Origin of the sequence: Massilia sp. AB1 (assembly GCF_018119385.1) — a bacterium.
GTDB lineage: Bacteria > Pseudomonadota > Gammaproteobacteria > Burkholderiales > Burkholderiaceae_D > Telluria.
The window spans coordinates 1-23,967 of record NZ_JAGKSG010000005.1 but is presented as its reverse complement, the minus strand read 5'-3'; the positions used below and the strand labels follow the sequence as shown (position 1 = coordinate 23,967).

The 23,967-nt window shown below is 65.5% G+C and carries 20 protein-coding genes; 14 read left to right on the top strand and 6 right to left on the bottom strand.

Features of this window, described 5'->3' with window-relative positions; translation table 11 throughout:
- Nucleotides 1–34: 34 nt before the first annotated feature.
- Genes hutU through hutI form a run of 6 tightly spaced genes read left to right on the top strand, consistent with a single transcriptional unit; the run spans nt 35 to nt 7,277 of the window.
- Nucleotides 35–1,753 carry a urocanate hydratase gene (gene hutU / locus J8847_RS04535; RefSeq protein ID WP_211523496.1) on the top strand — a complete coding sequence of 573 codons (1,719 nt, stop codon included), beginning with the start codon at nt 35–37 and terminating at the stop codon, nt 1,751–1,753.
- A gap of 11 nt (nt 1,754–1,764) precedes the next feature.
- A complete protein-coding gene (hutH, locus tag J8847_RS04530) occupies nt 1,765–3,306 on the top strand; it encodes a histidine ammonia-lyase (protein ID WP_211523495.1) in 1,542 nt (513 codons plus the stop codon).
- A gap of 21 nt (nt 3,307–3,327) precedes the next feature.
- A complete protein-coding gene (hutG, locus tag J8847_RS04525; RefSeq protein ID WP_211523494.1) occupies nt 3,328–4,116 on the top strand; it encodes an N-formylglutamate deformylase in 789 nt (262 codons plus the stop codon).
- Nucleotides 4,113–5,480, top strand: coding sequence for a formimidoylglutamate deiminase (locus J8847_RS04520; protein ID WP_211523493.1), 1,368 nt, complete (start codon nt 4,113–4,115; stop codon nt 5,478–5,480). The genes hutG and J8847_RS04520 overlap by 4 nt, the downstream gene beginning before the upstream one ends.
- The gene (locus J8847_RS04515) at nt 5,477–6,082 is read left to right on the top strand and encodes a HutD family protein (RefSeq protein WP_211523492.1); all 606 of its coding nucleotides are present in this window, start codon (nt 5,477–5,479) and stop codon (nt 6,080–6,082) included. The genes J8847_RS04520 and J8847_RS04515 overlap by 4 nt, the downstream gene beginning before the upstream one ends.
- Nucleotides 6,075–7,277, top strand: coding sequence for an imidazolonepropionase (gene hutI / locus J8847_RS04510; RefSeq protein ID WP_211523491.1), 1,203 nt, complete (start codon nt 6,075–6,077; stop codon nt 7,275–7,277). The genes J8847_RS04515 and hutI overlap by 8 nt, the downstream gene beginning before the upstream one ends.
- 268 nt (nt 7,278–7,545) lie before the next feature.
- Here hutI and J8847_RS04505 read toward each other — a convergent pair whose 3' ends face one another.
- The 4 genes from J8847_RS04505 to J8847_RS04490 form a co-directional block, all read right to left on the bottom strand.
- A complete protein-coding gene (locus J8847_RS04505; protein ID WP_211523490.1) occupies nt 7,546–8,040 on the bottom strand; it encodes a GNAT family N-acetyltransferase in 495 nt (164 codons plus the stop codon).
- Nucleotides 8,037–8,975 (bottom strand): DMT family transporter, encoded by a 939-nt coding sequence (locus J8847_RS04500; RefSeq protein WP_211523489.1) that lies wholly within the window; start codon nt 8,973–8,975, stop codon nt 8,037–8,039. The genes J8847_RS04505 and J8847_RS04500 overlap by 4 nt, the downstream gene beginning before the upstream one ends.
- A gap of 88 nt (nt 8,976–9,063) precedes the next feature.
- Nucleotides 9,064–9,510 (bottom strand): DUF962 domain-containing protein, encoded by a 447-nt coding sequence (locus J8847_RS04495; protein WP_211523488.1) that lies wholly within the window; start codon nt 9,508–9,510, stop codon nt 9,064–9,066.
- Nucleotides 9,511–9,543: 33 nt separating this feature from the next.
- A complete protein-coding gene (locus J8847_RS04490; protein WP_211523487.1) occupies nt 9,544–10,521 on the bottom strand; it encodes a LysR family transcriptional regulator in 978 nt (325 codons plus the stop codon).
- A 145-nt stretch (nt 10,522–10,666) separates the two neighbouring features.
- Here J8847_RS04490 and J8847_RS04485 point away from each other — a divergent pair, with 145 nt between their 5' ends.
- The 6 genes from J8847_RS04485 (at nt 10,667) to J8847_RS04460 (ending at nt 19,482) form a co-directional block, all read left to right on the top strand.
- The gene (locus tag J8847_RS04485; protein ID WP_211523486.1) at nt 10,667–10,882 is read left to right on the top strand and encodes a hypothetical protein; all 216 of its coding nucleotides are present in this window, start codon (nt 10,667–10,669) and stop codon (nt 10,880–10,882) included.
- On the top strand, nt 10,879–11,724 hold the full coding sequence (locus tag J8847_RS04480) for an alpha/beta hydrolase (RefSeq protein WP_211523485.1): 846 nt from the start codon (nt 10,879–10,881) through the stop codon (nt 11,722–11,724). The genes J8847_RS04485 and J8847_RS04480 overlap by 4 nt, the downstream gene beginning before the upstream one ends.
- Nucleotides 11,725–12,026: 302 nt before the next feature.
- Nucleotides 12,027–13,235, top strand: coding sequence for an efflux RND transporter periplasmic adaptor subunit (locus J8847_RS04475; RefSeq protein ID WP_211523484.1), 1,209 nt, complete (start codon nt 12,027–12,029; stop codon nt 13,233–13,235).
- 3 nt (nt 13,236–13,238) lie between these two features.
- Entirely contained in the window at nt 13,239–16,418 is a 3,180-nt protein-coding gene (locus J8847_RS04470; RefSeq protein WP_211523483.1) for an efflux RND transporter permease subunit, read from the top strand.
- A 1-nt stretch (nt 16,419) separates the two neighbouring features.
- Entirely contained in the window at nt 16,420–17,913 is a 1,494-nt protein-coding gene (locus J8847_RS04465) for an efflux transporter outer membrane subunit (protein ID WP_211523482.1), read from the top strand.
- A 294-nt stretch (nt 17,914–18,207) separates the two neighbouring features.
- Nucleotides 18,208–19,482, top strand: a complete 1,275-nt coding sequence (locus tag J8847_RS04460) for a glucan 1,4-alpha-maltotetraohydrolase domain-containing protein (protein ID WP_211523481.1) — start codon at nt 18,208–18,210, stop codon at nt 19,480–19,482.
- Nucleotides 19,483–19,551: 69 nt separating this feature from the next.
- On the opposite strand, the gene J8847_RS04455 is transcribed toward J8847_RS04460, so the two are convergent.
- Nucleotides 19,552–21,813, bottom strand: coding sequence for a TonB-dependent receptor (locus J8847_RS04455; protein WP_211523480.1), 2,262 nt, complete (start codon nt 21,811–21,813; stop codon nt 19,552–19,554).
- A 247-nt stretch (nt 21,814–22,060) separates the two neighbouring features.
- Here J8847_RS04455 and J8847_RS04450 point away from each other — a divergent pair, with 247 nt between their 5' ends.
- Nucleotides 22,061–22,666, top strand: coding sequence for a PH domain-containing protein (locus tag J8847_RS04450; RefSeq protein ID WP_211523479.1), 606 nt, complete (start codon nt 22,061–22,063; stop codon nt 22,664–22,666).
- A 342-nt stretch (nt 22,667–23,008) separates the two neighbouring features.
- A complete protein-coding gene (locus J8847_RS04445; RefSeq protein ID WP_211523478.1) occupies nt 23,009–23,491 on the top strand; it encodes a DNA-deoxyinosine glycosylase in 483 nt (160 codons plus the stop codon).
- 9 nt (nt 23,492–23,500) lie between these two features.
- Here the strand turns inward: J8847_RS04445 and J8847_RS04440 are convergent, their stop codons facing one another.
- Nucleotides 23,501–23,899, bottom strand: coding sequence for a DUF6527 family protein (locus tag J8847_RS04440; protein WP_211523477.1), 399 nt, complete (start codon nt 23,897–23,899; stop codon nt 23,501–23,503).
- Between the last annotated feature and the right edge of the window lie 68 nt (nt 23,900–23,967).

Below are 23,967 nucleotides of genomic sequence, written 5' to 3'. Positions count from 1 at the left end.
TGCGCACGCCCCGACCTTTCACGAAGGAGCCGCCATGACCACTGAATCGAACCGTCTCGACGACCCGCGCGTCGACCCGTCCCGCGTGATCCGCGCCCCGCGCGGCACCGAACTGGCTTGCAAGAGCTGGCTGACCGAAGCCGCCTACCGCATGATCCAGAACAACCTCGACGCCGAGGTCGCGGAAAACCCGCAAAGCCTGGTGGTCTACGGCGGCATCGGCCGCGCGGCCCGCAACTGGGAGTGCTACGACCAGATCCTCGCCTCCCTGAAGGAACTGGAGGACGACCAGACCCTCCTGATCCAGTCCGGCAAGCCGGTCGGCGTGTTCCAGACCCATCCGGACGCCCCGCGCGTGCTGCTGGCGAACTCCAACCTGGTGCCGAAATGGGCTACCTGGGAACACTTCAATGAACTGGACCGCAAGGGCCTGTTCATGTACGGCCAGATGACCGCCGGCAGCTGGATCTACATCGGCACCCAGGGCATCGTCCAGGGCACCTACGAGACCTTCGCCGAAGCCGGCCGCCAGCACTTCGGCGGCGACATGGCCGGCCGCTGGATCCTGACCGCCGGCCTGGGCGGCATGGGCGGCGCCCAGCCGCTGGCCGCCACCTTCGCCGGCGCCGTCTCGCTGAACATCGAATGCCAGCAGAGCAGCATCGACTTCCGCCTGCGCACCCGCTACCTGGACAAGCAGGCCAAGGACATCGACGAAGCCCTGGCCATGATCAAGGAATACACCGGGCGCCGCGAAGCGGTCTCGATCGGCCTGCTGGGCAATGCCGCCGAGATCCTGCCGGAGCTGGTGCAGCGCGCCCAAGGTGGACGAATGGGCGGCCTCGTCCCCGACCTGGTCACCGACCAGACCTCGGCCCACGACCTGATCAACGGCTACCTGCCGCTCGGCTGGACCGTGGAAGAATGGAAGGCCGCCCAGCAGAATCCGGCCGAGCATGCGCGCCTGAAGGCCGCCGCGGCCAAGTCCTGCGCCATCCACGTGCGCGCCATCCTCGACTTCAAGGCCATGGGTTCCTACGCGGTCGACTACGGCAACAACATCCGCCAGGTGGCCAAGGACGAGGGCGTCGAGGATGCCTTCGCCTTCCCGGGCTTCGTGCCGGCCTACATCCGTCCCCAGTTCTGCGAAGGCCGCGGCCCGTTCCGCTGGGTGGCCCTGTCGGGCGATCCGGAAGACATCTATAAAACCGACGCCAAGATCAAGGAACTGTTCCCGCAGCACGCGCGCGTGCACCGCTGGCTCGACATGGCGCGCGAGCGCATCGCCTTCCAGGGCCTGCCAGCGCGTATCTGCTGGCTGGGCCTGGGCGAGCGCCACCTCGCCGGCCTGGCCTTCAACGAGATGGTCCGTACCGGCGAACTGAAGGCGCCGATCGTCATCGGCCGCGACCACCTGGACACTGGCTCGGTCGCCAGCCCCAACCGCGAAACCGAAGCGATGCGCGACGGCACCGACGCGGTGTCCGACTGGCCGCTCCTGAACGCCATGCTGAACACCGCCGGCGGCGCCACCTGGGTGTCGCTCCACCACGGCGGCGGCGTGGGCATGGGCTATTCGCAGCACTCCGGCGTGGTGATCGTTGCCGACGGCACCGACGCCGCCGCCAAGCGCCTGGCGCGCGTGCTGGTGAACGACAGCGGCTCGGGCGTGATGCGCCACGCCGACGCCGGCTACGAAAGCGCGATTGAAACGGCCAAGCGCAATGGCCTGAACCTCCCGATGATCAAGTAAGGCAGCACACCATGAACCACCATCACGCACTCACCCTGAAGCCCGGCCAGATGGCGCTTGCCGACCTGCGCGCCGTCTGGGCCGCCCACGTGCCGCTGACCCTGGCCGATGAGGCCTGGACCGCGATCAAGGCCTCGGCCGAAACCGTGAAGGCCATCGTCGCCAAGGGCGACCCGGCCTACGGCATCAACACCGGCTTCGGCATCCTGGCCAAGGCCCACATCCCGCACGACCAGCTGGCGGCCCTGCAGCGTAACCTGATCCTGTCGCACGCGGTCGGCACCGGCGAACTCCTGTCGGACACCATCGTCCGCCTGATCCTGCTGACCAAGATCGGCAGCCTGGCGCGCGGCTACTCGGGCGTGCGCCCGGCGATCATCGAGACCCTGATCAAGATGTACAACGCGGGCATCATGCCGGCGATCCCGTCCCAGGGCTCGGTCGGCGCCTCGGGCGACCTGGCGCCGCTGGCCCACATGACCCTGCCGATGCTGGGCGTGGGCCAGGTGCGCGTGAACGGCGAACTGCTGGACGCCGTCGACGCCCTGCGCGCCGCCGGCATCGAGCAGATCGAGCTGGAAGCGAAAGAGGGCCTGGCGCTGATCAACGGCACCCAGGTCTCGACCGCGCTGGCCCTGCACGGCCTGTTCATGGCCGAGCGCCTGCTGGAAGCGGGCATGGTCACCGGCGCGCTGTCGGTCGATGCCGCCCGCGGTTCGGACGCGCCCTTCGACCCGCGCATCCACGCCGTGCGCGGCCAGCCGGGCCAGATCGCCGCCGCCAACATCTACCGCCAGCTGGTGGCGGGCAGCGCCATCCGCGCCTCGCACCTGGTGGGCGACGAGCGCGTGCAGGACCCGTACAGCCTGCGCTGCCAGCCGCAGGTGATGGGCGCCGTGATGGACCTGATCGCCAACGCCGGCCGCACCCTGCTGATCGAGGCCAACGCCGTCACCGACAACCCGCTGCTGTTCGAAGGCGGCACGATTATTTCCGGCGGGAATTTCCATGCCGAGCCGGTGGCCTTCGCCGCCGACACCCTGGCGCTGGCGATCGCCGAGATCGGCGCGCTGGCCGAGCGCCGCATCGCGCTGCTGATCGACGCCAACCTGTCCGGCCTGCCGGCCTTCCTGGTGCGCGAGCCGGGCCTGAACTCGGGCTTCATGATCGCCCACGTGACGGCGGCCGCGCTGGCCTCGGAAAACAAGTCGCACGCCCACCCGGCCAGCGTCGACAGCCTGCCGACTTCGGCCAACCAGGAAGACCACGTCAGCATGGCGACCTTCGCGGCGCGCCGTCTCGACCAGATGGCGCACAATACGTCTGTTATCGTGGCGATCGAACTGCTGGCGGCGGCCCAGGGCATCGAATTCCACCGTCCGCTGACCAGCTCCGCCATCCTGGAGCAGGTGCACGCCGCGCTGCGCCAGCACGTGGCGCCCTACGATGCCGACCGCTTCTTCGCGCCGGACATCGAGGCCGCGCGCAAGATGGTCGTCAGCGGCGCGCTGTCGGCGTCGAGCAAGGAGCTGTTTACGGTGCTGCACCCGTAATCCACAACCACAGGAGTCGTAATGGAGTTCCGGTTCAAGGCAGGTAGGGTCCCCATGCTGGTGTCGATGCCCCATGTGGGCACCGACATCCCCGACGAGGTCGCCGCGCGGCTTGCGCCCTGCGCGCAGGCGCGCGCCGACACCGACTGGCATTTGCCGGAGCTGTATGGCTTCCTCGAGGAGATGGGCGTGTCGGTGCTGTCGGCGCGCTGGTCGCGCTACCTGATCGACCTGAACCGGCCTCCGGAAAACACCAACCTGTATCCGGGCATGAGCACCACCGGCCTGTGCCCGGTCGACACCTTCGGCGACGAAAAGCTGTACCGGGAAGGGCAGGAGCCCGACGAAGCCGAGGTGCAGCGGCGCCTGGAAGCCTACTGGCGCCCGTATCACAATCAGCTGCGCGCCGAGCTTGACCGGTTGAAGGCCGAATTCGGCAGCGTGGTGCTGTGGGACGCGCATTCCATCGCATCGAGGGTGCCGCGCTTCTTCGAAGGCAAGCTGCCGGACCTGAACTTCGGCACCGCGGACGGCAAGTCCTGCGCCAAGGGACTGGAAGACGCCATCGTGGACGTGGCGCGTGCCCAGGACCGCTTCAGCGTCGCCGTCAACGGCCGCTTCAAGGGCGGGCACATCACCCGTCACTATGGCCAGCCGCAAGAGAAGGTGCACGCCATCCAGCTCGAAATGTGCCAGTGCCTGTACATGAACGAGGCGCCGCCCTTCGCATACCGCCCGGACGTGGCGGCCGAGGTGCAGCCCCTGCTGCGCGCCATGATCCAGGGCGCGGTGGACTGGGTGCAGAAATGAGAGCTTTATTCGCCCGCCACGCGCTGCTGCCGGAAGGCTGGCGGCGCGACGTCCTGGTCGAGTGGGACATCCACGGCGACCTGACCCATATCGTTCCTGAATCGCCTGCGCCGCTGGGCGTGGCGCGCGCCGACTACGTCCTGCCGGGGATGGTCAATTTGCACTCGCACGCCTTCCAGCGCGCGCTGGGCGGCCTGACCGAGCGCGCCGGCGACGGTCCGGACAGCTTCTGGACCTGGCGCGACCTGATGTACCGCTTCGCCGCCAGCATCACGCCGGAGCAGATCGAGGCCATCGCCGCCCAGCTCTTCGTCGAGTGCCTGCGCCACGGCTACACCTCGGTGTGCGAATTCCATTACCTGCAGCGTGCCCCGGACGGCCAGCCCTACGCGCGCGTGGCGGAGACCGCCGAGCGCGTCGCCGCCGGCGCCCAGGCGTCCGGCATGGGATTGACCCTGCTGCCGGTGCTGTACAGCCATGCCGGCTTCGGCGAGAAGCCTTTGGCACCAGCCCAGGGACGCTTCCGCACCGGCGTGGACGACGTGCTTGGCATCGTCGAGGCGCTGGCGCCGCTGCGCGGCGGCCAGGTCGAAGTCGGCGCCGCGCCGCACTCGCTGCGCGCGGCCTCCATCGCCCAGGTGCGCGAACTGGCGGCGGCGCTGCCGAAGGAACGCCCGCTGCACATCCACATCGCCGAGCAGCAGGGAGAGGTGGAGCAATGCCTGGCCTATGCGGGCAAGCGCCCGGTCGAATACCTGATGGGCCAGGTCGCGCTCGATGCGCGCTGGTGCCTGGTGCACGCCACCCACCTGAACGACAGCGAAGTGCAGGCCCTGGCGCGGAGCGGCGCGATCGCCGGCCTGTGCCCGACCACCGAGGCGAACCTGGGCGACGGCCTGTTCCCGCTCGAGCCCTTCATCGCGGCCGGCGGCGCCTTCGGCGTGGGCAGCGACAGCCACGTCTCGCAAAGCCCGGTGGAAGAACTGCGCTGGCTGGAATACGGCCAGCGCCTGATCCACCAGCGCCGCAACGTCGCCGTCACCCAAAAGCAGCGCGACGTGGGCGAATTCCTGTGGCAAGCTGCACTGCAGGGTGGCGCCAAGGCGGCCGGACGCCGCGTGGGCGCGCTGGAAGAGGGCCGGCGCGCCGACCTGCTGGTGCTCGACGGCAGCCATCCGAACCTGGACGGCGTGCAGGATGCGGACGTGCTCGGACGCTTCCTGTTCTGCGGTAACGACAACCTGGTGCGCGACGTGCTGTGCGGCGGGCGCTGGGTGGTGCAAGGTGGACGCCACATGGCGCAGGATGCGATCGCACAGCGCTATCGGCAAGCAGTGAAACAATTGCGGGAGGGGAGCCAATGACCGTCTTGATTCCGTTTGCAGGGCTGTCGCCGGTGCCGTGGAAGAACGGCGGCGGCAGCACCATCGAGATCGCGATCGGGCCGCCGGATGCGGGCTTCGAGAACTTCGACTGGCGCGTCAGCCTGGCGACCATCGCCGAGGATGGCGCGTTTTCGCAGTTCCCCGGCGTGGACCGCACCCTGGCCCTGGTCGAGGGCCACGGCATGACCCTGCAGATCGACGGCGAGCCGAGCCTGATTTGCGAAGCCGAGCCGGTGGCCCAGTTCGACGGCAGCTCGGAAGTCTTCGCAAAACTCAGCCGGGGCGTGACGACGGATTTCAACGTCATGACGCGCAGCGAGCGCTGCTACCACCAGTTCGGACGCCGCCGCCTGAGCGGCGATTCGCGCTTCGTGACGCGCGCCGACGTCACCGTGCTGTTCCTGGCCGAGGGCGACAGCCTGGAACTGTCCAACGACGAGGAGCGCATCGGCCTGGTGCGCTACGACGCCGTGGTGCTGGACCCGGACAAGACCTGGAACCTGGAAGCGGGGCAGGCGACCATCTTCATCGTCGACGTGTACTACCACTCCGACGAAGACGACGAGGAAATGTATGAGTGAGATGGACCTGCTGTTCACCAACGTCCACCTGGCCACGATGGCGGGCGGCTACGGCGAACAGCGCGACGCCGCGCTGGCGGTGAAGGACGGGCGCATCGCCTGGATCGGACCGCGCGCGCAGGCGCCGCGCGCGGTGCAGGAGCACGACTGCGGCGGCGCCTGGATGACGCCGGGGCTGGTCGACTGCCACACCCACATCGTCCACGCCGGCAACCGCAGCAACGAATGGGAAGCGCGCCTGAACGGCGCCACCTATGAGGACATCGCACGCCAGGGCGGGGGCATCATGTCGACGGTGCGCGCCACGCGCGAAGCCGATGTCGACGCGCTGGTCGCGGCCAGCCTGCCGCGCGTGCAGGCCATGCTGCGCGAAGGCGTGACCACGCTCGAGATCAAATCCGGCTACGGGCTGGAGCTGGAGTCCGAGACGCGCATGCTGCAAGCGGCGCGCCGCATCGGCGAGCTGCTGCCGGTGCGGGTGGCGACCACCTTCCTGGGCGCGCACGCGCTGCCGCCGGAATTCGCGGGCCGCGCCGACGACTACGTGACCGAAGTTTGCGAGCGCATGCTGCCGCAGTTGGCCGGGCAGGGACTGGTCGATGCGGTGGACGCCTTCTGCGAGCGGATCGGCTTCAGCAATGCGCAGACCGAACGCATCTTCGCCGCCGCGCGCAAGCTCGGCCTGCCGGTCAAGCTGCACGCCGAACAGCTGTCGGACCAGCAGGGCGCCGCGCTGGTGGCGCGCTTTGGCGGACTCTCCGCCGACCATCTCGAATACCTGTCGCCGGAGGGCATCGCCGCCATGGCGAATGCGGGCACGGTGGCCGTGCTGCTGCCTGGAGCCTATTACTTCCTGCGCGAGACCGTGCAGCCGCCGGTGGCCGCATTGCGCGAAGCCGGCGTGCCGATGGCGGTATCGACGGATTGCAATCCCGGCACCTCGCCCATGACCTCGCTGCTGCTGGCAATGAACATGGCCTGCACCCTGTGGCGCCTGACGCCGCAGGAAGCCTTGCTCGGCACGACTGCCAATGCGGCGCGCGCGCTCGGGCTGCAGAAGCAGATCGGGACGCTGGAAGTGGGCAAGCAGGCCGATTTGGCCCTGTGGGATATCGCACGTCCCGCCGACCTGGCGTATGCGATCGGATTCAATCCCTGCAAGGCTGTCTACAAGGCAGGCGTGCTGCGTCCGTAGCGCCTTGGGTGGGCGATCTCCGTCCACCCCACATCACATTCCCCGTCTTTAAGAATGCTTGCTTGATCACGCTCAAAGCAGGCATTTCCACGTGGGTAATGATTACCTAAACGGTAATAGGGCGGTAACCAAATGTAAAGCTTAATGGATCGTTAAGGATGCACGTCTATAGTGCATTCAGTGATTCCCATCTCCCCTCCCCATTTTGCCAAAAATGGGTTCGCCCACGGCGCCAACGGCCCCGTGGGTTTTTCTTTGCGTGGAGCGTTTAGCGGCGTTCGGCCAGCGCGGTGAGGGTGTCGCCGGTGACGCGGCAGATGCGCCAGTCCGGCAGGATGTCGGCGCCCATCGCCTTGTAGAACTGGATCGCCGGTTCGTTCCAATCCAGCACCGACCACTCGAAGCGGCCGCAATTGCGCTCCACGGCGATTTGCGCCAGGCGCTTGAGCATCTGTGTGCCGTAACCCTTGCCGCGGTGCGACTGGAGCACGTACAGGTCTTCGAGGTACAGGCCCTTCTTGGTCAGGAAGGTCGAGAAGTTATGGAAGAACAGCGCGAAGGCCACCACTTTCCCGTTCTCCTCGCCGATGATGGCTTCGCAGGACGGGCGCGCGCCGAACAGGCCGTCGTGCAGCATGGCTTCGGTGGCGACCACCAGGTGTTCGAGTTTCTCGAACACGGCCAGCTCCACGATCATGCCGTAGATGTGGGCGACGTCCGAAGGCTGGGCGGGGCGGATGGAAAAGACGGATTCAGTGCTCATGGGGTTTCGATGGCGTTGTTCAGGTTAGCGGATTGCACCTTTTTGGCTGCGGGTGCGCGCAGGGCCCAGGCCACGCTGGCCAGGCAGACGATCATGCCGAGGAATTCGACCGGGCCGGGACGGTAGTCTTCGAGCTGGATCGAGAGCAGCACCGACAGCACCGGCGTGACCACGCCGATGTACACGGCCTTCTGCGGTCCGATGCGGCTGATCAGGGTGAAGTAGGCGAAGAAGGCGATCACCGAGCCGAAGATCGACAGGTAGACGAGGCCCATCCAGTAGCTGGGCGCGGTGGGCAGCACGAAGGCGTCGCCGTTGACGACGCACCAGACGGCGACCATGGACGCGCCCCACAGCATGGACCAGGCCATGGACAGCGGCAGGTTGGCGCACTGCTCCTTGACCTTGCCGACCACGATGCTGCCGGCCGAACTGGCGAGGGTGGCGGCCAGGGCCAGGATCACACCGGCCAGGAATTCGCCGCCGCCGCCGGATTGCAGGTCGCGCCAGGCGTCGGCGATCGAATGATAGAACAGCAAGGCCACGCCCACGGTCGCGGCCACGCCGCAGGCGAGGGTGCGGCGGCTGATGCCGGTCCCGAAGAAGATGCGGCTCCACATGGGCGTCCAGAACACCATCAGCGCGAACATCACGGCCACCAGGCCCGAGACCACGTGCAGCTCGGACTCGTAAGTACAGACGTAGGAAATGCCGAAGGTCAGGAAGCCCTGCAGCGCCATCCAGCCCTGGGTGCGCCAGGGCAGCAGCAGGCGGTCGCGGCGCACGAGGCAGACGGCGAACAGCGCGGCGGCGGCAAGGAAAAATCGATAGGCGACCGAGACGGAAGGAGCGACGTGCCCCAGCTGCAAGGTGATGGCCCAGAAGGTGGAGCCCCAGATCAGGCAGGCGACGGTGAACAGGACGGGAGAAGGCATTCGCGGAAGTATACGTGCTCCGCGGCTTTCTCGCATGCATCTCGCTGGGGAGGCACCGCCGCCGCCAGCGCGATGTGGTGTGGATGATTCAGTAGGCCAGGCGCATCCGGCGATACAGGAAGCTCAGGACGAACAATGGCCCGATCAGCAGGAAGCGCAGGTCGTCGAAGAACGATGGCTTCTTCCCTTCTATCTTGTGGCCGATGAACTGCCCGATCCAGGCCACGACGAAGACCGCGATCGATACCGGCAGCACGGTCATCCCGGGCAGCAGCGCGAGCAGGGCCAGCATGATGAGGCTCATCGCACCCATGCCCATGGCGAAGGGACGCGACAGCTTGAGGTAATACACCATCGATCCCAGCACCACCGCCAGCGCCACCACCGGATGGATCGCCCACAGGATGCCCAGCAGGCTGAAGACGATCGCCGGAATGCAGACGAAGTGAATCAGCTCGTTGGTCGGGTTCTGGTGGCTCTCCGCATACTTCGCCAGCAGGATGTCGATCTGGCGCGGTTGCGATGCATGTTCCATGGTGGTCTCCGGCATTATCGTTATGCGCCGATTCTACACCGACTGTCCCAGCCGGAAAGCATCCGGCGGCAGGGGCGGTGGGTTCAAGGCGCTGTCGGCCGGCTGCAGGCGCAGATGCGGATTGTTGGCGAACAGCTCGGACACCCATTCCACGAACACGCGCACCTTGGCCGACAGGTGGCGGTTCTGCGGATACACGATGTGGATCGGCAGCGGGTCGGAGCGCCAATCCGGCAGCAGGCGCACCACGCGGCCCGTGGCCAGGTGCCCGGTCAGCAGGTAGTCGGCCATGAAGATGATGCCCAGTCCCGACAGGCCGGCCTCGATGTAGGCGTTGGAGTCGTTCAGCGCGATCACGCCCGGCAGCGCCAGCTCGATGCGCTCGCCGTCGCGGGTGAAGTCCCAGTTGTAGATCTTGCCGGTCTTGGCGGAGAAATAATTCACGCAGCGGTGGCGTTCCAGGTCGCGCGGATGTTCCGGCATGCCGAAGCGCTCGATGTAGGCGGGCGATGCGCAGGTGACGAAATTGACCACGCCGACCCGGCGTGCGATCAGGCTCAGGTCGACCAGCTCGCCGCCGCGCACGGCGCAGTCCACGCCTTCCTCGACCAGGTCGACAGGGCGGTCGCTGCTGCCCAGCTCCATGGTGATGTCGGGGTAGCGCTCGAAAAAATCGGGCAGGGCGGGCAGCAGGATTTCTGAGGACAGGCCGGTGGGCGCATCGACCCGCAGCCGGCCGCTCGGGCTGAGGCGGTGGCGCGAGAGCGATTCCTCGGCGTCGCGCACGTCCGACAGGATCCGCACGCAACGCTCATAATAGGCGGCGCCGTCCGAGGTCACCGTCACCTGGCGCGTCGTGCGGTGCAGCAGCTTGGCCGAGAGGGTGGTTTCGAGCGACTGCACCAGGGTCGATACCGTCGCCTTGGGCAGCTGCAGGGCGTCGGCCGCCTTGGTGAAGCTGCCGCAATCGACCACCTGCACGAAGACTTCCATGGCCTGTAACTTGTTCATTTCCTGTCCTCCGGATGACAGAACGGTGTCATTGTTCAACAATCCGAACAATCAATTCGGCATTGCCATCTTTATCCGATTGTAGATGATGTCTATTATGTGTGCATCGCAACAAATAAATACGCAACGTTTAACGGAGCTGGTCATGAGCATTCGGGACGGAATCTTCACCACGGTCGCAGTCGCTGTCAGCGGAATCGCGCTGGCGGGCCTGCTGGGCACCGACGCCTACTCGCGCGCCGCCGGCCTGGAAGCCCGCGGCCTGCATGCGTTGACCGCCCAGGTGCAGATGGCCTGCGCCGGCGAGTGCAATGGCCAGGAAAACATTGTTCAACTTGGTGAACAAGAGGCTGCCCGATGAGCGCGGTGCCGGACAATCTGGCTGTGAAGGTGCGCGAGCTCGACGTCGGCGGCGCCACCGGCCCGCTCGGCGCACGTCTCTACGTGGCGGGACCCGCCCCCAAGCGCGACACGCTGGTGGTGTTCTTCCACGGCGGCGGCTTCATCGCCGACGACATGGACGATGCGGACGAGTTCCTGCGCATGCTCGCCGAAAGCGACCACCAGCCGCTGGTGCTGGCCTCGCGCTACACCCTGGCCACCGTGAGCCCTTTCCCGGCTGCGGTCGAGGATGCGCATGCGGTCCTGCTGTGGGCCAAGAAGAACAAGACCAAGCTCGGCTGGACCGGCAAGCAGCTGGTGGTGTCCGGCATCGAAGCGGGAGCCAACCTGGCGGCGGTGTGCGGCCTGATGTCGCGCGACCGCGGCGGCCCGTCCCTGGCAGGCCAGCTCTTGATCATGCCGATGCTCGATCCCGGCCTGACCACCTGCTCGATGCGCCAGATGACCCTGTGCCCGGACCGCGAGAAAGTGACCGCCGTGTGCGCCGAAGCCTACCGCGGCTACCTGCCGAACGCCGCTGATCGCGCCCATCCGTACGCGTCGCCGCTGCAGTCGAGCCGGCTGAAGAACCTGCCGCCGGCGCTGATCCTGTCGGCCGAAGACGACCCATTGCGCGACGAGGCTGAACAATACGGCGCCAAATTGATTAACGCAGGTGTGCGCACCACGGTGCGCCGCCTGCCCCCGGCCCAGCTGACCGACCCGAACGGCCGCACCGAATGCGCGTGCAAGGTGCATGCGATGGGCGAGATCAGCATCTTCCTCTCGGGACTCGAGGGACAAGGAGGCGCGCCCGTCTAGCGCGGCTACCATAAGGGGCACCGACCCCGATTCCAGAGAACCGCGCACATGCCTTACCGAGTGTAGGGCAGGGGTAGCGCTTTACCTGCGGTTTGCAGGCAATGATTTCGATGAAGGGAGTTCGCCATGACCAACATGCGCATATGCACCGAAAGGTGTCGACGCTAGCTAGCGTTCCGACTTAATCCACTGAATGACGTTCAACCGTGCCCACTGGCGCGGGAGGGCCTCTTTTTGCCTGCGTTTCCGTACTAGCGGGGCCGCGCAAGCTTTTATCAAGTACTAAATAAGAAAGGTTAATCATGAATAGCCAACAAGGATGGACGGGCAAAGTTCGCATCATGGTCGCCGCACTCGCGGTGGCCGGCCTGGCAGGCGCCGGCCTCACGGGCTGCGCCGACGCCAACAGCAATGACGCCCCGGCGGCGGCGCCCGCACCGCCGGTGTCGGCCGCGGTGGTGCTCGAGAAGCCGGTGCTGGAGACCCAGGAATTCTCGGGCCGCCTGGAAGCGATCGAGGTGGTCGAGATCCGCCCGCGCGTGTCGGGCTACATCACCGCCGTGAACTTCAAACCGGGCGCCGAAGTGAAGAAGGGCGACCTGCTGTTCGTGATCGACCCACGCCCCTACCAGGCCGAAGCCGACCGCGCCGGCGCCGCCGCGGCGGCAGCCAAGGCCCGCGCCGACCTGGCGCGCCTGGAACTGCAGCGCGCCGAGCGCCTGCTGGCGGATAAAGCCATCGCCCAGCGCGAATTCGACGAGCGCGCCGCCAGCCAGAAGGAACTGGACGCCAGCGCCCGCGCGGCCCAGGCCCAGTACGAAGCGGCCAGGCTGAACCTGGCCTACACCCGCGTGCTGTCGCCGATCGACGGCCGCGTGTCGAAGGCCGAGATCACCCTGGGCAACCTGGTCGACGCGTCGGCCGTGCTGACCTCGGTCGTGTCGCTGGACCGCATCTACGCCAGCTTCGACGGCGACGAAGACACCTACCTGCGCGTCAGCCGCCGCGCCCACGCCGGCCAGGCGGTCGACGTCAAGGTCGGCCTGGCCAACGAAGACGGCTTCCCGCACAGCGGCAAGCTCGAATTCGTCGACAACCGCCTCGACAGCCAGAGCGGCAGCGTGCGCATGCGCGCCACCCTGGCCAATGCCGACCGCCAGCTGGCGCCCGGCCTGTTCGCCCGCGTGCAGATCGCCGGCGGCGAAGCGCGTCCGCAGATCCTGATCAACGACCGCGCCGTCAACACCGACCAGGACCGCAAGTTCGTGTTCGTGGTCGGCAAAGACAACAAGGCCGAATACCGCGCCGTCAAGCTGGGCCCGACCATCGACGGCCTGCGCATCGTGCGCGAAGGCCTGAAGCCGGGCGAGAAGATCGTCGTCAACGGGCTGCAGCGCGTGCGTCCCGGCGCGCCGATCGCCCCGCAAGTCGTGCCGATGACCGCGACAGCCAAGGCGGGCGGCAGCAAGGACACCAAACTGGCCATGGCGGACGCCGGCGCCAAGGAGTAATGTATGAACTTCCCTAAATTCTTTGTCGACAAACCGATCTTCGCGGCGGTGCTGTCGGTGCTCATCTTCGTCGGCGGCCTGATCTCGATCTTCAAGCTGCCGGTGTCGGAGTATCCGGAAGTGGTGCCGCCTTCGGTGGTGGTGCGCGCCCAGTATCCGGGCGCGAACCCGAAAGTGATCGCCGAAACGGTGGCCACGCCGCTGGAAGAGCAGATCAACGGCGTCGAGGACATGCTTTACATGTCCTCGCAAAACACCTCGGACGGCGCGCTGGCGCTGACCGTGACCTTCAAGATCGGCACCGACGTCGAGCAGGCCGAGACCGCGGTGCAGAACCGCGTGCAGCGCGCCCTGCCGCGCCTGCCGGAAGAGGTGCGCCAGATCGGCGTCACCACGGTGAAGGCCTCGCCCAACCTGACCATGGTGGTCCACCTGAACTCGCCCGACGGCAGCTACGACGACCTGTACCTGCGCAACTACGCGGTGCTGAACGTGAAGGACCAGCTGGCCCGCATCAAGGGCATGGGCGAGGTGCAGATCTTCGGTTCGGGCGACTACGCCATGCGCGTCTGGCTCGACCCGCAGAAGGTCGCCGCCCGCAACCTGACCGCCGGCGACGTGGTCGCCGCGATCCGCGAGCAGAATGTGCAGGTTGCGGCCGGCGTGGTCGGCCAGGGTCCCGCCAAGGACGCCGACTTCCAGCTGACCCTGAATACCCAGGGGCGCCTGCAGTCGACCGAGGACTTCGGCAACATCGTCCTCAAGACCAACACCGACGGCGGCACCACCCTGCTCAAGGACGTGGCGCGCATCGAACTGGGTTCCAGCTCGTATGCGCTGCGCTCGCTGCTGAACAACAAGTCGGCGGTCGCGATCCCGATCTTCGCCGCGCCTGGCGCGAACGACCTGCAGCTGTCCGCCGACGTGCGCGCCAGGATGGAAGAACTGTCCAAGGACTTCCCGAAAGGCGTCGCCTACAGCATCGTCTACGACCCGACCCAGTTCGTGCGCGAATCGATCGACTCCGTCATCCACACCCTGCTGGAAGCCGTGGCCCTGGTGGCGCTGGTGGTGATCGTATTCCTGCAGACCTGGCGCGCGTCCGTCATCCCGCTGCTGGCCGTGCCGGTCTCGGTGGTGGGCACCTTCGCCGTGATGCTGGGCTTCGGCTTCTCGATCAACACCTTGTCGCTGTTCGGCCTGGTGCTGGCGATCGGCATCGTGGTCGACGACGCCATCGTGGTGGTGGAGAACGTCGAGCGCAACATCGCCAATGGCCTGTCGCCGCGCGACGCCACCATCCAGGCGATGAAGGAAGTCAGCGGCCCGATCATCGCGATCGCGCTGGTGCTGTGCGCCGTGTTCGTGCCGATCGCCTTCGTGTCGGGCCTGACCGGCCAGTTCTACCGCCAGTTCGCCCTGACCATCGCGATCTCGACCGTGATCTCGGCCTTTGCCTCGCTGACCCTGGCCCCGGCCCTGGCGGCCTCGCTGCTGCAGCCGCACAATGCGCCGAAGGACCGCCTGACCCGCATGATCGACGCCGTGTTCGGCCGCTTCTTCGCCGCCTTCAACCGCTTCTTCGGCCGTTCGTCGCACCAGTATGAAGTGGGCGTGAAGGGCGTCCTGCGCCGCAAGACCGCAGCGCTGGGCGTCTACCTGGCGCTGGCCGTGGCGGCTGTGTTCATGTTCAAGGCCGTGCCGCCAGGCTTCGTGCCGCAGCAGGACAAGGCCTACCTGATCGGCTTCGCCCAGCTGCCGGACGCCGCTTCGCTGGACCGCACCGACGCCGTGATCCGCAAGATGTCCGCGATCGCCAAGGAGATCCCGGGCGTGGAATCCTCGGTCGCCTTCCCGGGCCTGTCGATCAACGGCTTCACCAACGCGCCGAACGCCGGCATCGTGTTCACCACCCTGGCGCCGTTCGACCAGCGCAAGGGCAAGGCCATGAGCGCCGACGCCATCGCGGCCGAGATCAACAAGCGCATGGGCGCCGTCGAAGACGCCTTCGTGCTGGTGCTGTCGCCTCCGCCGGTCAACGGCCTGGGCACCACCGGCGGCTTCAAGCTGATGGTCGAAGACCGCGGCAACCTCGGCTACGATGAACTGAACAAGGCGATGCAGGCGCTGCAGGCCAAGGCCTGGCAGACCCCGGAACTGGCGGGCGTGTTCTCCAGCTTCCAGATCAACGTGCCGCAGCTGTTCGCCGACATCGACCGCGTGAAAGCCAAGCAGCTGGGCGTGTCGCTGGCCGAGATCAACCAGGCCTTGCAGGTCAACCTGGGTTCGATGTACGTGAACGACTTCAACCAGTTCGGCCGCACCTACCAGGTGCGTGTGCAGGCGGACGCGCAGTTCCGCTCGCATCCGGAACAGATCGAGCAGCTCAAGGTCCGCAACGACAAGGGCGAGATGATCCCGCTGTCCTCGCTCATGCGCATCAAGGACGCCTACGGTCCGGACCGCGTGCAGCGCTACAACGGCTACGTCGCCGCCGAGCTGAATGGCGGACCGGCGCCGGGCGTGTCCTCGGGCCAGGCCCAGGCCGCGATGGAGAAGATCGCCGCGGAAGTGCTGCCGAAGGGGATCAGCTACGAATGGACCGAGCTGACCTACCAGGACATCCTGGCCGGTAACACCATGATCTACGTGTTCCCGCTGTGCGTGCTGCTGGTGTTCCTGGTGCTGGCCGCCCAGTACGAGAGCTGGACCCTGCCGCTGTCGGTGATCCTGATCGTGCCGATGTCGATCCTGTGCGCGCTGATCGGCGTGAAGCTGACCGGTGGCGACAACAACGTCTTCACCCAGATCGCCCTGTTCGTGCTGGTGGGCCTGGCCTCGAAGAACGCGATCCTGATCGTGGAATTCGCCCGCGAACTGGAAGACCACGGCCGCAGCGTGATCGACGCCGCGCTGGAAGCTTCCCGCCTGCGCCTGCGTCCGATCCTGATGACCTCGATCGCCTTCATCGCCGGCGTGATCCCGCTGGTGTTCTCGAGCGGCGCCGGCGCGGAGATGCGCCACGCCATCGGTATTGCGGTGTTCTCGGGCATGCTGGGAGTGACCTTCTTCGGCCTGTTCCTGACCCCGCTGTTCTACGTGCTGCTGCGCATGCTGGCCAAGCGTTTCGAAAAGCCTGCTCATGCCCACGCGGCTGCGCATGGCACGGAAGGAGTGCATTAAGATGAATAAGATGATTGCAAGGGGCGTGGCCCCGCTGCTAGCGGCTTTGATCCTGACGGCTTGCGCCACCCCGGAATTCAAGCAGCCGCAGATCGCCACCCCGACAGCATTCCGCGAGTCGCAAACGCCGCAGCCCGCTGCCGAAGTGGCCGGCATCGAAGGCTCGCGCTGGAAGCCGGCGCAGCCGGCCGAACAGCAGCCGCGCGGCCAGTGGTGGCTGGCCTTCAACGATTCGGCGCTGACCGCCCTGATCGACGAGGCCACGGCCAACAACGCCAACCTGGCCGTGGCGGCCGCCCGCGTCAAGCAGGCGCGCGCCATCGCCGGCATCGCCAACGCCGACCGCCTGCCGCAAGTGGGCGTGGGTGTCGGCGCCCAGCGCGCCCGCCCGGCGCCGCTGGAAGCGAACCTGCCGCAGGGCACGCCGACCCCGGCCCAGACCAGCTACAGCGCCAGCCTCACGGCCAGCTACGAGGTCGACCTGTTCGGCCGCGTGGCGGCCGGCGTCTCGGCGGCGCGCAGCGATGCGGTGGCCTCGGAAGCCAACTTCCGTTCTGTGCTGCTGTCGCTGCAGGCGGACGTGGCCCAGACCTACTTCCGCCTGCGCGCCCTGGATGCGGAGCTCGAGACCGTGAACCGTACCGTCGGCCTGCGCGAGGAAAGCGTCAAGGTCACCCAGCGCCGCTTCGACCTGGGCGACATTGGCGAGTTCGATTTGTCGCGCGCCCGCACCGAGCTGGCCACGGCGCGCGCCGAAGCCATCGGCCTGCAGCGCCAGCGCGCCACCACCGAGCACCAGCTCGCGGTCCTGCTGGGCAAGCCGGCGGCGGATTACGTGGCAGGTCCGAGCCCGCTGCTGGACTCGACCCTGATGCCGACCATTCCGGCCGGCCTGCCGTCCTCGCTGCTGGAGCGCCGTCCCGACATCGTGGCGGCCCAGCGTACGATGGAAGCGGCGAACGCCCGCATCGGCGTGGCGCGCGGCGCGATGTTCCCGGCGCTGACCTTGAGCGCGGCCGGTGGCGGCATCGGCGGCACCTTCTCCGAGGTGTTCAAGTGGAGCAGCCGCTCCTGGGTCACGGGCGCGCTGCTGGCGATGCCCCTGATCGACGGCGGCCGCAACCGCAACAACGTGATCCGCAGCGAAGCGGCGCTCGAGGAATCGGTGGGCACCTATCGCCAGAACGTCCTGAACGCCTTCGCCGAAGTCGAGGACAACCTGGCCGGCCTGCGTATCCTGGCAGGACAGGGCGAGCAGATCGACGCGGCCCTGGTCTCGGCGCGCCGCTCGGCCGACCTGGCGCAGAAGCTCTACGACGCCGGACGCTCCAGCTACCTCGAGCTTCTGGACGCCCAGCGCAACCTGGCCGCGGTCGAACGCACCGCGGTCCAGCTGCGCGGCAATCGCGCGGTGACGACGGTGGCGCTGATCCGGGCACTGGGCGGCGGCTGGGACGGCGCCGGTGTGGAAGGGAACACCCTGGCCCAGAACTGATCGATTTTCTTTCCCTTGGGAGTTTTGCCCTTGCGGCGGTGCGCGACAGCGCCCGCCGCTTTTTTTGCATTCGGACGTTGGTGCAGAAGTCGCAATTAAGTAGCGAAACTACATAAAACCGTTGAATTCGTTTGACACCGTTGTGCGGTAAACGCGATTATCGCGCTGGCAACCGCGCCGTAATGACAGTTGTGAAGTAGTTTTTCTACCTAATGTTCGTGTAATAAAGAAACCTGTAGTTTCTGCTTTTTTTGAAGGAATCCACACCAACCGCACCACACTCTCGGAGGAGACATGAAGAAAAAAACGCGCCTCAGCGCCATGCTTGCAATGACCACATTGGCCCTGTCAATCCAGGCCAGCGCCGCCACCCCGCCGGCCCAATCCGGCAACAGCCAGGCTGTTCTGCTGCAGGGCTTCCACTGGAACTCTGCCCGCTACAGCAACCCGAACTGGTACAACACCCTGCTTAACAACGTGTCCGACCTCAAGGGCATGGGCATCACCCACGTCTGGTTCCCGCCGCCTTCGGATTCCGGGGCGGTCGAAGGCTATATGCCGCGCCAGCTGAACAACCTGAATTCGAAGTACGGCAGCTCGGCCGAGCTGACCAACGTGGTGCGCGCCTTCACCAACAACGGCATCAAGGCAGTGGCTGATGTCGTCGTCAACCACCGCGTGGGCACCACCGGCTGGTCCGACCTCACCAATCCCAACTGGACCACCTGGGCCATCGTCAACAACGATGAATGCAACTGCGGCCTGGGTAACGCCGACACCGGCGACGGCTTCAGCGCCGCGCGCGACCTCGATCACCGCAACGTGGGCGAGGTCCAGAACGGCATCACCACCTGGCTCAATTCCACGATCAAGCCGGTGGGCTTCAGCGGCCTGCGCTTTGATTATGTGAAGGGCTTCGGCGCCAGCTATGCGGGGCAGTACGCGAACGCCTTCGGGGCCGAGTTCTGCGTGGGCGAGCTGTGGACGGACCTGAACCTGAACGACGTCAACCCGCACCGCCAGGCAATCATGAACTGGATCAACGGCACCAACAACAGCTGCGGCGCCTTCGACTTCACCACCAAGGGCCTGCTCAACGATGCGCTTGCGAACGGCAATTACTGGCGCCTGAAGGATTCGGCCGGCAAGCCGCAGGGCGCGCTGGGCTGGTGGCCGGCGATGTCGGTGACCTTCGTCGACAACCACGACACCGGTCCGTCGGAGAGCTGCAGCACTGGCCAGAACCACTGGCCGGTGCCGTGCGGCGCGGTGATGCAGGGCTATGCCTACATCCTCAGCCATCCGGGCATCCCGACGGTGTACTACCCGCACATCTACAACTGGGGACTGAAGACGCCGATCGCCGCGCTGATGGCGGCGCGCAAGGCGGCGGGGGTGCATTCGACGTCGGCAGTGGCGATCCAGCAGGCGACGCAGGGGCTGTATGCGGCCATCATTACGGGCAGCACGCGGCAGCTGGCGATGAAGATCGGGCCGAACAGCTGGAGCCCGGGGGCAGGGTGGACCTTGCAGACGTCGGGGACGAATTACGCGGTGTGGATGAAGTAATTGCGTGAGATTGAGTCAGCGTAAAAACGTCGTCCCGGCGAAGGCCGGGCCGACGGTCTTTAGGCTGACTTAGAAGTTCGCTTTGAACTGCACACCATAAGTGCGCGGCTCGTTGACGATACCAGTCAGGTTGTTGAAGTCGATCGCGCCCAGCGCCTGGATACGGTTGGTGATGTTGCGGCCGTAAGCTGCCACTTCATACTTGCCGTCGTTCCAGCGATAGCCCACGCGCAGGCCGCCTTCCAGCAGTTCCTTCGCCTTGTACTCGGCCGCTTCGTACAGGAAGAAGTTGTACGAGGTGCGGTAAGCCCAGTCGGTGAAGGCGTAGATCTCGCCGTTGCCCAGCGGCTGGCTGAAGCGCAGGGTGAGGTTGTGCTGCCACTTCGGTGCGCGCGGCAGCGGGTTGCCGTCGATGATGGCGGCGGAGCCGATCACGTTGCCGTTCGCGTCCGTGAAGGTGCGGCGCGGATCGAGGGTGGTGCAGCCGCTGCCGCAGGACTGCACGAACAGGTTCGGGTCCTTGATTTCGGTGTCGTTGTAGCTGGTGCCGAAGGTCATGCTCCAGGCGTCGCTCAGGTTGGCCTGGAAGTCCAGTTCGACGCCGCGGCCGGTGACCTTGTCGGCGTTGACCAGCTGGTTCATGTTGACGGTGCCGGAACCCGCGGTCAGCTGCTTGTCCTTCATGCGGTAGTCGAACACGGTGGCCGACATGCGCGCACGGCGGTCGAACAGGTCCTGCTTGACGCCGAATTCCACCGACACGATCTTCTCGGCGTCAGCCTGCGACGGCAGCGAGGTCAGGTCGAACAGGCGGCCCTGCATGGAGGCGGCGCGGTAGCCGGTCGCGATGCGGCCGAACAGGTTGGTGTCCTTGTTCAGGGTGTAGGTACCGCTCAGGTCCCAGCTCACGTTGTTCGACGAATCGTGCAGCGGCAGGTTGGTCGAACCGCCGGTCTCGATGCGGCGCGCCACGAAGTCCTTCTTGTCCTTGGTGTAGCGCAGGCCGGCGCGCAGCTTGAACGCGTCGGTGACGGTGTAGTTGACGGTGCCGAACACCGCCCACGACTTGGCGTCCTGGCTCTGGGTCGCGTAGTTGAAGTTCTGCGGATTGCCCGGCGCGAGCGAATCGAAGGAGATCGAATCGATCTGGATCTGCTCGTCGAAGTAGAACAGGCCGGCGATCCACTGCAGCGGGCCCTTGTTGTTGGACTCGACGCGGAATTCCTGCGACAGCTGCTTATGGTCCGGAATCAGGTCGGCGGTCTCCACCACGAAGGGGATGAAGCCCGGACCCATCGGCTGCGCATAGACGGCGCCGTAGCCGCCGTCGACGTCGGCGCGGCTGAAGAATTCCAGGGTCTCGTAGCCGGTGATCGAGTGGAAGGTCAGGCCCGGGGTATCCCAGCGCAGGCGCAGGCTGGCGCCCTTGTTCTTCAGGCTTTGGGTGTTCAGGCCGTCGGTCGGGTAGGACTTGTAGTCGAAGTTGTCGACCAGCTCGTTGGTGCCCTTCTTCAGGATGTTCGCGCGGAACAGGGTGGCGTTGCCGTCCATGTCGCGGGCGTGCAGGTTGAGCAGCGCGCTGAAGTCCTTGGTCGGCTTGAGCAGGAACTGGATGCGGCCGGCGTTGTCCTTGTAGCCTTCGAAGTCGCGGGTCGGCGCGTTCGGGCGGTCGTTGTGCACGCGGTCGCCGCGGTGCTGCGACTGCACCGAGATACGGGTGGCGAAGACGTCGTTGGCCGGGATGTTGATGGCGCCTTCGATGTTGCGCACGCGGTCCTTGCCGAAGCCGACGTTGACGTAGCCTTCCTTGCGGAACACCGGCTTGGCCGAGTCGAACTTGATCACGCCGGCCGGCGAGTTACGGCCGAACAGGGTGCCCTGCGGGCCGCGCAGCACTTCGATCTGGTCCACGTCGAACACCGGGAAGCCCTTCAGCATCGGGTTTTCCTGGACGATGTCGTCCATCACCAGGCCGACCGGCTGCGACGCGTTCAGGTCGAAGTCGGTGTTGCCCAGGCCGCGGATGTAGAAGCGCGGGAAGGTGCGGCCATAGTCCGATTCGACCGACACGGACGGCGAACGGCCGCTCAGGAAGCGGATGTCCTGGCCGCCCGAGGTCAGCACGTCCAGCTTCTCGCCCTTCACGGTGGCGATGGACATCGGCACGTCACGGATGTTTTCCGCGCGGCGCTGTGCGGTCACGATCACGGTCTCCAGCTGGCCGGGCTTCTTCGCCTCCTCGGCGGGCGGGGTTTCCTGGGCGCTGGCGTGCAGCGGGAAAGCGCTGGCGACGGCCAGGGCGAGCAGGGAATGCTTGAAGCGTGTATCCATACCGATGTCCAATCTATAAGAAAAGTCACTCGCTGCCGCCGGCACGCGTCATGCGCCTGGCGCCTGTTGCATAGACAGGATGAGCAAAACTTGTAGTTTGACTAAGTGGTCGAGGGTTAATCAAGCGTAAAGACATAAAATACAGAAGTTCGTTGTGAGAGAGCAACATCGTGTCGGGAGAAGGAGGGCGCAAGACGCAGATTTACGTGTATAAAAGGACATCTTTCACAGCGATGGAGTCCTGGACATGTTCAAGAAGCTGGCCGCAGAGGCCCTCGGCATCAGCGATATCGGCGTGATCGTCTCGCCCAAGGATTACGACAAGGTCGACGCCGACGATTACCTGTTCTCGGAAGACGGCGAGCAGATCTTCTTCCTCATCAAGAGCAAGAAGGACGAGTACTGCTTCACCAACGTGGCGCTGATCCACGTGGACGGCGATTCCGCCGTGTCCTCGAAGCGCTCGATCAAGCGCTACGAATACGCGTCCACCCATATCTCCGACGTCAGCATCGAAACCGCCGGTACGCTCGACATGGACGTCGAACTCAAATTCCGGGCCGGCGACACGACCTTCAGCATCGACGTCAAGAAATCCCACATCGAACAGCTCAAGGACATCTACAAGGCCCTGATCTCGATCGGCAAGCAGCAGCACCGCGATGCCGTCGGCCGCGACAACGCCCTGCGCGCGCTGGACGCCACCGCGTCGATGCACAAGCTGAATACGGCGCCGGCGGGCGGCGTGGCGGGCCAGTTCGGCGAACTGCTGGCTGCCGTGAACACTGCGATGCTGGAGACGCACACCAAATGCGACTTCAGCGACGTGTTCAGCAAATACATCCATAACTGATCCACGAAGCGCGCATCGGGTTCGGCATCGCGAGGCTACAATGCCCCCATGCCGAACCCCCTCGATACCCCGACTTCCGCGACCCTTACCGGGCTTGCCCCGGTCATCGACGCCGGGACCCGCATCCTCGTCCTCGGCAGCTTCCCCGGCGCCGCCTCGCTCGCCGCCCAGCAGTATTACGCCCACCGGATTATGCGTGACGAGGTTTGTTCAGCGTTTTTGCGTAACCGACCTAGAACCTGCATGGCTTCTGACTTTGACTCCCTTTTATAGTTGGTCTTTAGAGACGAAGCGTTCATTTCGCGTGTTGCTACGTTAACTTACTCCAGGCAAATTCTTCCTATGCTAGTTGGCTTGTCCCCCGTTCTTGATCAACAAACCCGTATTGTTATTCTTGGGAGTTTTCCTGGTGAGGCTTCGCTATCGGCAAAGCGATACTATGCCCATCCAAGGAATCAGTTCTGGCGGCTTCTGTCTGCGGTAATCGGCGAGCCTCTTTCAGATATGGGTTACGACGAGCGATTGACTCGCTTGCTCGCTCATCAGATCGGCTTGTGGGACACCATTGCTGCTTGCAAGCGTGAAGGAAGCCTTGACGCTGCCATTCGACAGGCGCAGGCCAACGAATTCGGCGTTTTGCTACGGCACAGCCCCCATCTTTTCCGCGTCTGCTTCAACGGTAAGACCTCCGGCAAATCCGAGCAACGTTTTAGCGCGGCAGGCTTCGAAACCCTCGTATTGCCGTCGTCATCGCCAGCTTACGCTCATATGTCTTTCGACGATAAGCTGCTTGTTTGGAACAAGATCGTCGAACCGAAGCGGTAGCGGCGAAGTTCAGTTGAAAAGCCCTTTAAGCCATTGCGTTAAGTGGCCCCAAGTTCCACGACGACTGTGTTTCCGTTGCGCGAAGTAAGCTTCGCGACGCCGTTGTTCGTTAGCACGTCCAGCATGCACCTGAGCTTCTGACCAACGCGGAGCCCACTCGACTTCGCCTTCTGAAATAACATAATGGGACTTACAGGGCCGCTGCCAATTTCCAACTGATGGCCACAGCGATGGTCCTGCAGAATGCTCCTTGATCGACCATTCTGCCGGTCCCAGCGGCGTGCGCACTTTTGCGCCGCACCCGCAAGCACAGAGATGCGCCGCAGTGCCAAACTCATAGGACACATAGAGGACCCCTGGCGCGAGTTGTTTAGGCACGTAGCGGACTTTTTCAAGCTTGAACTTCATTAAACGTTGCCTCCCCAATGATTTTCATGTCGGATATCCGGAAGAGCAGCTGCAGCAAACCTTCGTCC